Origin of the sequence: Pseudomonas sp. R5-89-07 (genome assembly GCF_003851685.1) — a bacterium.
GTDB lineage: Bacteria > Pseudomonadota > Gammaproteobacteria > Pseudomonadales > Pseudomonadaceae > Aquipseudomonas.
In genome coordinates, this window is sequence record NZ_CP027727.1 from 4,561,640 (window position 1) to 4,574,081 (window position 12,442).

A 12,442-nucleotide genomic window follows, 5' to 3' on the forward strand; every position below is an offset into this window, starting at 1 on the left:
GCCCCAGGCTCAGCCGCGTTCGGACGGCACCGATGACAGCTCGAACGGGCTGCTGCTGCGCCGTTGGTTGCGGTCTTCGCGCGGGGTGGCGCCGAAGAAGTTGCGGTAGGCGCTGGAGAAGTGCGGCCCCGAGGAGAAGCCGCAGGACAGGCCGATCTGGATGATCGACTTGCTGGTTTGCATCAGCATCTGGCGTGCCTTGTTCAGGCGCAGTTCCAGGTAGTACTGGCTGGGCACACGGTTGAGGTATTGCTTGAAAATGCGCTCCAGCTGCCGTCGCGATACGCACACGTGCTGGGCGATTTCGTCGGTGGTCAGCGGCTCTTCGATATTGGCTTCCATCAACAGCACCGCCTGGGTCAGCTTCGGATGGCTGGAGCCCAGGCGATTCTGCAGCGGAATGCGCTGGCGCTCGCCGCCTTCGCGGATGCGCTCCACCACCAGTTCTTCGGAGACCGCGCCGGCCAGTTCGGCGCCATGGTCACGGGCCAGCACCGCCAGCAGCAGGTCGAGTACCGACATGCCGCCGCAGGCGGTCAGGCGGTCGCGATCCCAGTCGAACAGGTGGCTGGTGGCGATAACTTTGGGGAACCGCTCGGCAAAATCATCCTGCCAGCGCCAATGCACGGCGGCGCGGTAGCCATCGAGCAAGCCAAGCTGGGCCAAGGGGTAGACGCCGGCCGACAGGCCACCGATCACACACCCTGCCCGCACCAACTGCTTGAGCGCGCTACTGAGCTGGGACGCGATAACGGTCGGCGGTTCATCAGCAATCAGGAACAGCTTCTGGAAACCCTCCAGCTTGCCGGCCCACGGCTCGCCCGGCAGTTGCCACGCACCTTCGGTCGCAGGCTCGGCAAGCAGGAACGACAGTTCATAAACCACGTCCGGATGCACCCGCTGAGCAACGCGCAAGGCCTCCTCAGCCAGCGCAAGCGTGAGTGCTTTTGTGCTGGGCCAAATCAGGAAACCAATTTTATGGGCGGTCATGGAGTGCTATCCGGAGCGAGTAACGGTAATGAAGACAAAGGCCAATGCTAGCCGGTAAACGAACACAAAGCTCAAAAACGATGGAGATCCCAATCTGGAGATCCAATGTGGCAGGGGGCTTGCCCCCTCCCACATAAAAGCAGCTCCAACAGAAAGGGACTATTTCAAACTGCCGGACAGGAACTGCTGCAACCGTTCCGATTGCGGGTTCACCAGCACTTCACGCGGGTTGCCGCGCTCTTCGACGATGCCTTTGTGCAGAAACACCAGTTGGTTCGACACTTCACGGGCAAAGCCCATTTCGTGGGTGACCACCACCATGGTGCGGCCTTCCTGGGCCAGGTCCTGCATCACCTTGAGCACTTCGCCGACCAGTTCCGGATCCAGCGCCGAGGTGGGTTCATCGAACAGCATCACCTCCGGTTCCATCGCCAGGGCACGCGCAATCGCCACGCGCTGCTGCTCGCCGCCGGACATGTGGCCGGGGAATGCGTCCTTGCGATGACCCACGCCAACCTTGGCCAGGTAATGCTCGGCCTTTTCCCGGGCCTCTTTCTTCGACACGCCGAGTACATGCACTGGCGCTTCCATTACGTTTTCAATCGCGGTCATGTGCGACCACAGGTTGAAATGCTGGAACACCATGGACAGGCGCGAACGCATGCGTTGCAGCTGCTTGGGGTCGGCGGCCTTCATGGCGCCGTCCTTGTTCGCCACCAGTTTCAGCTCTTCGTTATTGAGCAGAATCTTGCCGGCGTGGGGTTGTTCAAGCAGGTTGATGCAGCGCAAAAAGGTACTTTTGCCCGAACCACTGGAGCCGATGATGCTGATCACATCACCGGCCGCGGCGGCCAGGGACACGCCTTTTAGCACTTCATGACTGCCATAGCGTTTATGCAGGTCTTGGACTTCAAGCTTATACATGCGGTCGGTTCTCACAAAAACAGGTGGTCAGTCGTTGAGCAAGCGCCCGTGACGCAGCGCTTCGCGCCCCGCCACCTTGGCCAGCCAGAAACCCGCTTGGGCATAACGTAGCCGTTCAACGGCAAACAACACCCCCGAGGTGCCCGCGCAAACAATGCTGACGCGGTCGGTCAAGGGGTCTATCACTTCAAAAATCGGTTCGCCGGTCTCAACCCAGTCACCGGCCTTACGCAGGTAACTGATCACTCCGGCATGGGGCGCGAACAGCAACTCAGTGCCTTCAAAGGGCATGCCTTCACACGGTTCGTGTTGCGGCGCGGGCCACTCACCGGTGATCAAGCCTTGTTCGGCGAGGAACGCCAGGATGCCCTCGGCGTGGAAGATCGCCTCGTCGCGGCCGGTGTCCGCCTGGCCGCCCAGCTCCAGGGTCGTCGCCAGGCAAGCCAGCGGAATCTGCGCCTCGGGAAAGGCGCGCGACAAACGCAGCCACGGCAACGAACACGCCTCGTCAAACGAACTGCCGCCGGAATCTTCTGCCAGCAGGCCGACTTTCACATTCAGGTGCGCCGACAGCGAACGCCACTGCGGCCAGTGCTGGGGCAGCGCGTACATGTGCAGTGCGGCTTCGGCGTCGCAATGCAGGTCGAGGACGATGTCTGCGGTGCATGCATGGCTCAGCAGCAGCCGCTGCATGCCTTGCAATTGGCTGCTCGGCACGGGCAAAGCGTTGAGCGCATCGCTCATGGCCTGGCGGATCAGGCGCACATTGGCGTGCGGATCATCGCCCAGCTTGCCTTGCAACCGCTCGGCGACCGGCGCGCTCAATTCAACGAAATCGCGGTTGAAATTCTTGCCGCTACCAATCTCGAAACGCCCCTGATGACTGCCTTGCAGCAGTTGGCCCAGGCCCATCGGATTGGCCACCGGCACCAGTTCGATGACGCCGTTGAGCGCACCCTGGCGTTCCAGTTCAGTGAGGCGTTTCTTCAACTCCCAGGCAGCGCGCATACCGGGCAACTCATCGGCGTGCAGGCTGGCCTGGATATAGGCCTTGCGCTCGCCACTGCCAAAACGAAACACACTCAGCTGGCGCTCGCAACCCAGGTGGCCCCAGGGCAACAGGTGATCGATACGTTCCATATCAATGCTTCCGTGGAGCCAGGTAGCTCAGCCAGCGGCGCTCGGCCAATTTGAACAGGCGCACCAGGATGAAGGTCAGGCACAGGTAGAACACGCCGGCGGTGATATAGGCTTCGAACGGCAGGTAATACTGGGCGTTCACCGTGCGCGCGGCACCGGTGATGTCGATCAGGGTAACGATGGAAGCCAGGCTGGTGGTCTGCAGCATCATGATCACTTCGTTGCTGTACTGCGGCAGCGCGCGGCGCAGGGCCGACGGCAACAGGATGCGACGGTACAGCTTGTAGCGCGACATGCCCATGGCCTTGGCCGCTTCGATCTCGCCATTGGGCGTAGCCTTGAGGCTGCCGGCGATGATCTCGGCCGTGTAGGCGCTGGTGTTGATTGCAAACGCCAGGCACGCACAGAACGTGGCGCTGGACAGCAGCGGCCAGAGGAAGCTTTCACGTACGGCCTCGAACTGGGCCAGCCCGTAGTAGATCAGGAACAGCTGCACCAGCATCGGCGTGCCGCGGATCACATAGGTGTAGAGCCAGGCCACGCCATTGACGATCGGCTGCTTGGACACGCGCATCAAGCCCAGGGGCAAGGCGGCGAGCAGGCCGAAGAACAGCGAAATGGCGAGCAGTTTCAGGGTGGTCAGCAAGCCGCCAAGGTACAGCGGCATGGCCTCCCAGATGACGTTGTAGTCGAAGATCATAGATCAGCCGCCCTTACGCCTACCGAGTAGCGCTTCTCAAGATAGCGCAGGGCCAGCAACGACACGCTGGTGATCACCAGGTACATCGCCGCCACTGCGAGGAAGAAGGTAAAAGGTTCGCGGGTGGCGTCGGCCGCCTGCTTGGCCTTGAACATCATGTCTTGCAGGCCCACCACCGAGATCAGCGCGGTGGCCTTGGTGAGTACCAGCCAGTTGTTGGTAAAGCCGGGGATCGCCAGCCGGATCATCTGCGGCACCATCACCCGGAAAAACACCTGAAAGCTGCTCATGCCATACGCCAGGCCGGCCTCGGCCTGGCCCTTGGGAATGGCCATGAAGGCGCCGCGGAAGGTTTCCGACAGGTACGCGCCAAAGATGAAACCCAGGGTGCCGATACCGGCGGCCAAGGGGTTCAGGTCGATATAATCGTCAAAGCCGAGCAACGGCGCGACGCGGTTAAGCAAGTCCTGGCCACCGTAGAAGATCAGCAGGATCAGCACCAGGTCGGGGATCCCGCGGATCACCGTGGAGTACAAGTCACCCAGCCAGGCCAGCCAGCGCACCGGCGACAGGCGTAACGCGACCCCGATCAGACCCAGAACAATGGCCAAGGCCATGGACGACAAGGCGAGCTGAAGCGTCAACCATGCGCCATCGAGGATGACGGCCCCGTAGCCTTTCAACATGATTCAGGTCCTCGAAAAGGGGGATGAAAAAATGGCGCAAACTTCAGAGTGTTCTGTTGCTTGCGCCATTTCGGACAGACAGCTGCGACTATTTACTTGGCGTCAGCGCCGTAAATATCGAAGTCGAAGTACTTGTCCTGGATCTTCTTGTACTCACCGTTGGCACGGATCGCGGCGATAGCGGCGTTGATACGCTCCAGGTTTTCCTTGTCGCCTTTGCGAACCGCAATGCCTATGCCGTCGCCGAAGTATTTGGCGTCGGTGAACGCAGGGCCGGTGAACGCGTAGCCTTTGCCGGCGTCGGTTTTCAGGAAACCGTCCTGCAGCAGGGTGGCGTCAGCCACGGTGCCGTCAAGGCGACCGGCTTGCACGTCCAGGTAGATTTCGTTCTGGGTGCCGTAAGGAACGATAGTGGCGCCCTTCGGAGCCAGGACTTCCTTGGCGAAACGGTCATGGATCGAACCGCGCTGCACGCCGATCTTCTTGCCTTTGAGCTCATCCAGGCTGTCGCTGACGGCAGTGCCTTCCTTCATCACCAGGCGAGCTGGGGTGAGGTAGTAGCGGGTGGTGAAGTCCACCGACTTCTTGCGGTCTTCGGTGATGGACATCGAGGACAGGATGGCGTCGATCTTGCGCACTTTCAGCGCAGGAATCAGGCCGTCGAATTCCTGCTCGACCCAGGTGCACTTCACGTCCATCTGTTTGCACAGCGCGTTGCCGATGTCGTAGTCAAAACCGACGATGCTGCCATCCGGCGCCTTCGAGGCAAACGGAGGGTAGGCTGCTTCGATACCAATTTTCAGCGGCTTGCCTTCGGCGAAAGCCTGCATGGACAGCACGGACAGCGCCAGGGCGCCCAACAGCACGAGTTTCTTCATCTTGGGACTCCATCGGTATAGGGCAAAACAGCAGTATGAGCCATGGCCCACGATGCGGCGAAGGTGAAACCGAATAGCGGTGCAGCGTCCTGCGCCAGTGAGTGCCAGCGACGACGAGCGAGTGATCGGCATTCTAACGACAGGCTGGAAGCCGATATTTCCTCAATGCGACAACAATTTACAGAAGCACAGAGAAATCGGTTACAGCGCATTGACAGCCTCTGGATTTTATGCAGAGACAAAAGATATTAAACCAGTTGATACTGCAAATTGCGGGCCTATTATTCGCAAACCCTTCTAGCACGGCAAGTGTGGCGTTTAATCTTATTTCCCAGGAGGTCTGGAATGGGGGTTTTCGGGGCATTGCCGTAGCACATTGCCTCAGGTTTGGGCCGAGGGTTACACATTCAGGCCTGACGGTAACATCCAGAAACGTCCTACGCGATAAACCGATATTTATTGGTCTGGTAGGGAACCAAAATGTGGGAGGGGGCTTGCCCTCGATGGCGGCGGGTCAGCTGCAGATAAGCTGACTGACACACTGCTATCGGGGGCAAGCCCCCTCCCACATGGGATCTTCAGTGGTTTTGAGGACCCACAAAAAAGCCCCACTCGGCCTACACCGAATGGGGCTTTGTTTAACCAACCTCGCCTTACGCGACGTTCATGGTCTTGTGCGTCTCAATCAAATGCGCCACCACCCCTGGATCGGCCAAGGTGGAAATATCGCCCAACCCGTCATACTCAGCCGTGGCGATCTTGCGCAGAATCCGCCGCATGATTTTACCCGAGCGCGTCTTCGGCAAGCCCGGCGCCCACTGGATCACATCCGGCGAGGCAATCGGGCCGATTTCCTTGCGCACCCAATTTTTCAGCTCCAGGCGCAGCGCTTCATTCGGCTCTTCGCCATTCTTGAGGGTGACATACACATAGATGCCCTGCCCCTTGATGTCATGCGGCACGCCGACCACCGCCGCTTCCGCAACTTTAGGGTGCGCAACCATGGCGCTTTCGATCTCGGCCGTGCCCATGCGGTGGCCGGACACGTTCAACACGTCATCCACACGCCCGGTGATCCAGTAGTAGCCGTCCTCGTCACGCCGCGCGCCGTCACCAGTGAAGTACATGCCGCGGAAGGTCTTGAAATAGGTGTCTACAAAACGGTCATGGTCGCCGTACAGCGTACGCGCCTGGCCCGGCCACGAGTCGAGGATCACCAGGTTGCCCTCGGCAACGCCTTCGATCAGGTTGCCGAGGTTGTCCACCAGCGCCGGCACCACACCGAAGAACGGCCGTGCCGCCGAACCCGGCTTGAGCGCATGCGCGCCCGGCAATGGGCTCATCATGTTGCCGCCGGTTTCGGTCTGCCACCAGGTATCGACAATCGGGCAGCGGGATTGGCCGACATTCTTGTAGTACCAGTCCCAGGCTTCCGGGTTGATCGGCTCGCCCACCGAACCGAGCAGGCGCAGGCTGCTGCCATCGGCGCCTTCGCAGGCTGCGGTGCCCGAGGCCATCATGGCGCGGATTGCGGTGGGTGCGGTGTAGAGAATATTGACCTTGTGCTTGTCGACGATCTTCGCCACCCGCGTGATGTCCGGGTAGTTCGGCACGCCCTCGAACAACACGGTGGTCGCGCCGTTCGACAGCGGGCCGTAGACAATATAGGTGTGGCCGGTGACCCAGCCGACGTCGGCGGTGCACCAGTAAATCTCACCTGGGCGGTAGTCGAACACACGCTCGTGGGTCAGGCCCGCATACAGCAGGTAGCCGCCAGTGGTGTGCTGCACGCCCTTGGGCTTGCCAGTGGAGCCGGAGGTGTAGAGGATAAACAGCGCTTCTTCAGCGCCCATCTCTTTGGGCGCACACACGGTGCCCGCCACTTTCATCAGGTCTTCGTACCAGATGTCGCGATGCTGGTTCCACTTGATCGCGCCATTGGTGCGCTTGCACACGATGACCTTCTGGATGCTGCTGGTTTCCGGGTTGGTCAGCGCATCGTCGACGTTGGCCTTCAGCGGAATCTTCTTACCGGCGCGGATGCCTTCGTCGGCAGTGATCACTACCTTCGACTTACAGTCGATGATGCGACCGGCCAGCGCTTCCGGCGAGAAACCGCCGAACACCACGGAGTGAATCGCACCGATGCGGGTACAGGCCAGCATGGCGACCACGGCTTCGGGGATCATCGGCATATAGATAGTCACCACGTCGCCGCGATGCACATCCTGGCCGCGCAGGGCGTTGGCGAACTTGCAGACTTCTTCATGCAGCTCGCGGTAGGTGATGTTGCGGCTCTCGGCAGGGTCATCGCCCTCCCAGATGATCGCGATCTGGTCGCCGCGCTCGGCGAGGTGACGGTCCAGGCAGTTGTAGGACACGTTCAGGGTGCCATCGGCGAACCACTTGATGTCGACATGGTGATCGTCGAACGAGGTCTGCTTTACCGTGGTGAAAGGCTTGATCCAGTCAAGACGCTTGGCTTGCTCGCGCCAGAAACCATCGGGGTTGACCACCGACTGCTGGTACATCGCCTTGTAGGTCGCCTCGTCGGTCAGCGTGTTGGCTGCTACTTCGGGGCGAACGGGGTACAGGGAAGCCGCACTCATCTTTCTTACCTCGGTGACATAGTTGTTGTTGTATGGCCCCTGTTGTAGCCGGGGTGGGCCTATAGAACCATTCGACGATGGTAGTAACAAGACCCTACAAATTACCCAGCTATGCCGATTCGCCGCTCTGGCCCGTGCCCCGTGGCGCTTCGCGGGTTTCTGAAAATTCTTTCATCGGCGGATTGTTACAAAAACCGCCAAAAGTGTTTATCAAAACTGCGGGTATATGAATATAAGCCACAGGCCTAGAATCAACTCCGTCAACACGACACCGAGATTAACAACGCAACAGCCCCCACGAAGGCAACGTTAATCCGAACTTCCCAACTCTTAAGTTACACACGCGGCCTCACAAGGGCCCCGTGATCCCTTTCGCCCTGAAGAAGGTAAATAGAGAAATGAAAGCGTTATTAGTTTTGGCCCTCAGCAGTCTGTGCGCCACCGCCGCCCTGGCCGACGAAGCCCCGACCGAACTGGCCGGCCAGAACGCCCCGATCGTTGAAGACTATACCTACAGCACCCACTTGGACGTCGCCAAAGTCGTCTCCATGAGCAACATCCCGGAAGTGTGCGAAGTTGTACCGGCGAAGATGGAATATGAAGATTCCCAAGGTCAGCGTCATATTCTTAATTATCATGTCATGGGTAATGGTTGCTCTAACGGCTGATTACCGCGTTGGTGGATCTTACTCGCCGCAAGAAATCGTTCTTGCGGCAAAGAGCCGGTTTTAAATCCGGCGTAAAACCGCACCGCCCTCCCCCTGCAAAAAACATCCCGCCGCCCGTCAAAAAATTCCTACCCCGCCAACCCCCTGTAAACCCGCACTCTGGCTCAAATCGCAGGCTTTTTGTCGGCTCGCCGGGACAATCCGCCACAACACAAAGCTGATTTTTTCCTTATAATGCGCGGGTAAATCGGGCCTGCAATATCCCTTTACACAGGGACGAAGAGCCAGACCTGAGGCCTCCGCTGGAGCAAGCCCCTACCGCTCCGCACCTCAAGCCTCATGCAGAACCCGTAACCCAATTGCGTTTAATGCCTGCGCTAGCTGCTGCAACAAACGATTCCTTAAGATCCACCGCGGCCTCAGGGCCGTGTGAATACCCAACCATCCGGTTTCACACGGGCACCTTTGAGCCCTCACGCAGGAGACGACACGTCATGCTGAGCTGGGACGAATTCGACAAAGAAGAAGAAGGCGAAGTAGCCACCAAAGGCGCCAACGCCGGCCACGCCAGCGAAGCCAACATGGACCGCCTCGACGGTGCCGGCGCTGCCGCCGCCGTTGAAGCCCGCGCCGTCACCGCCAACGACTCCGCCGCCATCGTGCGCGCCAAGGCCGCCCTGGACAAACTCGACGTCGCCGAAGGCCTCGCCGAGCTCGAAGGCGCCTCCGCCCGTGTCGCCGTTGACGAAAAGCGCATGATCAACTGCCGCGCCGACCTCAACCAGCTCGTGCCTTTCAAGTACGACTGGGCCTGGCAGAAATACCTCGACGGCTGCGCCAACCACTGGATGCCGCAAGAGGTCAACATGACCGCCGACATCGCCCTGTGGAAAAACCCCGAAGGCCTGACCGACGACGAGCGCCGCATCGTCATGCGCAACCTGGGCTTCTTCTCCACCGCCGACTCCCTGGTCGCCAACAACCTGGTGCTGGCCGTCTACCGCCTGATCACCAACCCGGAATGCCGCCAGTACATCCTGCGCCAGGCCTTCGAAGAGGCGATCCACACCCACGCCTACCAGTACTGCATCGAATCGCTGGCCATGGATGAAGGCGAGATCTTCAACATGTACCACGAGATTCCATCGGTCGCGAAGAAAGCCGCCTGGGGTCTGAAATACACCCGTTCGATCTCCGATCCGAAGTTCGAGACCGGCACCGTCGACACCGACAAGGAGCTGCTGCGCAACCTGGTCGCCTACTACTGCGTGCTGGAAGGCATCTTCTTCTATTGCGGCTTCACCCAGATCCTGTCCATGGGCCGCCGCAACAAAATGACCGGCGTCGCCGAGCAGTTCCAGTACATCCTGCGCGACGAGTCGATGCACCTGAACTTCGGTATCGACGTGATCAACCAGATCAAGATCGAAAACCCACACCTGTGGGATGCCGAGATGAAGGAAGAAGCGACCCAGATGATCCTGCAGGGGACCCAACTGGAAATCGAATACGCACGCGACACCATGCCGCGCGGCGTGCTGGGCATGAACGCGGCGATGATGGAGGATTACCTCAAGTTCATCGCTAACCGTCGCCTGTCGCAGATTGGCTTGAAGGAAGAATACCCAGGCACCACCAACCCGTTCCCGTGGATGAGCGAGATCATGGACTTGAAGAAAGAGAAGAACTTCTTCGAGACTCGTGTGATCGAGTACCAGACCGGCGGCGCGTTGAGCTGGGATTGATTCCTGAGCCAAGCAACCCCATGAAGCCCTGACATGTTCAGGGCTTTTTTATGCGCGGTGAACGGCCATTTCTTGAAGCACATCGCACTTCCCGCCTCGCCCAAAAGGGTTCGGATCGCATCACCAATGCTGTAGCCTTGTGCCCCAATTGCCATCAGCGTTGTCACCGGTCGAGTGACCGGGAGGGAAGATTGGCACGGGAGTAGACTCCTGCTGTCACACCTGATGCACATTCAAAAATACTAGATAGGACCGAGGCCAACCCGTGAACCCAGACATGCTCGAAGCCGGCCCCGTAGACGCCAAAGTACTTTCCGTCTTTGACTTCGACGGCACCCTCACCCACCACGACAGTTTCGTGCCCTTCCTCAAGTTTGCCTTTGGCCCTGGCGCGTTCTATGGCCGGATGGTGAAGCTGGCCGTGCCTGGGTTGCGCTTTTTGCTGCAGCAGATCAGCCGGGATGAGTTGAAGGCGCAGTTGATTCGCACCTTTATGACTGGGGTGGAAAAAGCGTGGGTGCAGCAGAAGGCCGAGGAGTATTGCCAGCGCAATTGGGCGCGCTTGATGCGCCCGGCCGGGGTGTTGTCGGTGGAGCAGGAATTGGGTTCGGGGGCGGTGGTGACGCTGTGTTCGGCGTCGCCGGCGTTGGTGTTGCAGCCGTTTGCCGATCGGCTGGGAATCAAGTTGATTGGGACCGAGCTTGAGGTGATCGACGGGGTGTTGACCGGCAAGCTCACCGGCAATAATTGCCGCTGTGAGAACAAGGTGCTGCGGCTTGAGGCGGTGTATGGGGACTTGGGGGAGTATCGGCTAAGGGCCTGGGGCGATACGCGTGGGGATCGGGAGTTGCTGGCGGCGGCGCAAGATGCGCACTTTCGGCATTTTCATGCGAAGAAGAAAAGGCGGGCTCGGGTGCAGCGGTGATGCGGGTAGAGGGGTTGGTTGGGAGATGGCGGTGATCCCATCGGAGCCTCGCTAAAGCTCGACACCTCCCACATTTGATCTTTGGCGGGGCTTAGAGCGGCGTCTTCAGGTCTACGCCCAGGGCCGTGGCGAAGGCTTTGACCATCGGGCTTCTTGGGGCGTTGTGGCGCAGGATCAGGTTGAACGCGGTGGTCAGGTGCACGTGCTCCGGGCACAGTGCGCGCAGGCGCCCTTCCCTTACCAGCGGCGCGGCGTAGTGCTCCGGCAGAAAGCCCAGGAAGCGGCCGGTGAGGGTCAGGATGGCGACAGCTTCAACCTGGGAGGCTGAGGCGGACTGGCTGTCGTAGTGGACGAAGTTGGGCTTGTCACGGTGGATCGCGTAGCGATGGTTGACCACTTCGTATTGGCGCAGCTGCTCGGGCGCGATGTCGCTCATGGCGAAAAGCGGGTGTCCTACGGCGCAGTAGGCGTAGGCCTTTTCTTCGTACAGGGGGAAGTAGTCGAATTCTTCGCGGCGCTGGTACACGGGGACGATGCCGACAACCAGTCGGCCTTCAACAACACCGCGCTCAACTTCGTCCAGTTGTGAAGCGTGGAGGCGCAATCTAATCTTGGGCGATTCGCGATGTAATGTCCCCAGCGCGGCAATTAGCGGGGAATTAACGTCCGATACGGTGTTATCAATAACGCCCACACTAAGGTCACCAATAAGCTCGTTTTGCGCCGAACTCAGCTTGTCGCGAAAACTGTCCACCGAAGTAAATAACTGGATGGACGCCTGATACACCAACTTGCCTTCTTCGGTCAGCGCGAAGCCTTCACGGCCGCGGGTGCACAGGCGCATGCCAATGCGAATTTCCAGGTCGGAGATCTGTTTGCTGATGGCCGCCAGGCCCACATTCAGTTCATTTTGCGCCGCACTGAAACCGCCGGCTTCGACCACGGCCATGAATACCCGCAGCAACTTGAAGTCCAGCCCGCTCAGTTGCAGCGGCGGCCGGGTGCCGGGTTTTGGCGGCAGGTTTCCAGAAGTGGAAAGTGGGGTTTCCATAATGCGCGTTGACCTCTAGTGCCATATTCAACAGGCTTGAACCCAATCCTTGAACATAGCCAGGCGGCGATAATGAACATAAACATCCGCCCTTGGCAACCTTGAATACGGCGCGTCAGACGCCGG

General features: G+C 59.6%; 11 protein-coding genes and 1 pseudogene. 4 read left to right on the forward strand and 8 right to left on the reverse strand.

Going from position 1 to position 12,442, the window contains the following annotated elements; translation table 11 throughout:
- Window positions 1-9: 9 nt before the first annotated feature.
- The 7 genes from argR to acs form a co-directional block, all read right to left on the reverse strand.
- Complete coding sequence (argR, locus tag C4J94_RS20785) at window positions 10-990, reverse strand: transcriptional regulator ArgR (protein ID WP_124387849.1); 981 nt, start codon at window positions 988-990, stop codon at window positions 10-12.
- Window positions 991-1,149: 159 nt separating this feature from the next.
- A complete protein-coding gene (locus C4J94_RS20790) occupies window positions 1,150-1,914 on the reverse strand; it encodes an ABC transporter ATP-binding protein (protein WP_010208310.1) in 765 nt (254 codons plus the stop codon).
- 27 nt (window positions 1,915-1,941) lie between these two features.
- Window positions 1,942-3,054 (reverse strand): succinylglutamate desuccinylase/aspartoacylase family protein, encoded by a 1,113-nt coding sequence (locus C4J94_RS20795; RefSeq protein ID WP_124387850.1) that lies wholly within the window; start codon window positions 3,052-3,054, stop codon window positions 1,942-1,944.
- A 1-nt stretch (window position 3,055) separates the two neighbouring features.
- Window positions 3,056-3,754 (reverse strand): ABC transporter permease, encoded by a 699-nt coding sequence (locus tag C4J94_RS20800; protein ID WP_034119440.1) that lies wholly within the window; start codon window positions 3,752-3,754, stop codon window positions 3,056-3,058.
- Window positions 3,751-4,440 carry an ABC transporter permease gene (locus C4J94_RS20805; protein WP_003193627.1) on the reverse strand — a complete coding sequence of 230 codons (690 nt, stop codon included), beginning with the start codon at window positions 4,438-4,440 and terminating at the stop codon, window positions 3,751-3,753. Before C4J94_RS20805 ends, C4J94_RS20800 begins: the two co-directional genes overlap by 4 nt.
- Window positions 4,441-4,532: 92 nt before the next feature.
- Window positions 4,533-5,318 carry an ABC transporter substrate-binding protein gene (locus C4J94_RS20810; RefSeq protein ID WP_124387851.1) on the reverse strand — a complete coding sequence of 262 codons (786 nt, stop codon included), beginning with the start codon at window positions 5,316-5,318 and terminating at the stop codon, window positions 4,533-4,535.
- A gap of 653 nt (window positions 5,319-5,971) precedes the next feature.
- Window positions 5,972-7,927 carry an acetate--CoA ligase gene (acs, locus tag C4J94_RS20815; protein WP_124387852.1) on the reverse strand — a complete coding sequence of 652 codons (1,956 nt, stop codon included), beginning with the start codon at window positions 7,925-7,927 and terminating at the stop codon, window positions 5,972-5,974.
- Window positions 7,928-8,325: 398 nt separating this feature from the next.
- Here acs and C4J94_RS20820 point away from each other — a divergent pair, with 398 nt between their 5' ends.
- The 4 genes and pseudogenes from C4J94_RS20820 (at window position 8,326) to C4J94_RS20835 (ending at window position 11,265) form a co-directional block, all read left to right on the forward strand.
- Complete coding sequence (locus C4J94_RS20820) at window positions 8,326-8,595, forward strand: DUF2790 domain-containing protein (RefSeq protein ID WP_124364059.1); 270 nt, start codon at window positions 8,326-8,328, stop codon at window positions 8,593-8,595.
- A gap of 494 nt (window positions 8,596-9,089) precedes the next feature.
- Window positions 9,090-10,340 carry a ribonucleotide-diphosphate reductase subunit beta gene (locus C4J94_RS20825; protein WP_124387853.1) on the forward strand — a complete coding sequence of 417 codons (1,251 nt, stop codon included), beginning with the start codon at window positions 9,090-9,092 and terminating at the stop codon, window positions 10,338-10,340.
- 62 nt (window positions 10,341-10,402) lie between these two features.
- Window positions 10,403-10,546, forward strand: a pseudogene (locus C4J94_RS20830) (HNH endonuclease); the annotation flags it as partial.
- A 71-nt stretch (window positions 10,547-10,617) separates the two neighbouring features.
- A complete protein-coding gene (locus C4J94_RS20835; protein ID WP_124389028.1) occupies window positions 10,618-11,265 on the forward strand; it encodes an HAD-IB family hydrolase in 648 nt (215 codons plus the stop codon).
- A gap of 91 nt (window positions 11,266-11,356) precedes the next feature.
- Here the strand turns inward: C4J94_RS20835 and C4J94_RS20840 are convergent, their stop codons facing one another.
- Entirely contained in the window at window positions 11,357-12,316 is a 960-nt protein-coding gene (locus tag C4J94_RS20840; RefSeq protein WP_124387854.1) for a LysR family transcriptional regulator, read from the reverse strand.
- Window positions 12,317-12,442: the final 126 nt, after the last annotated feature.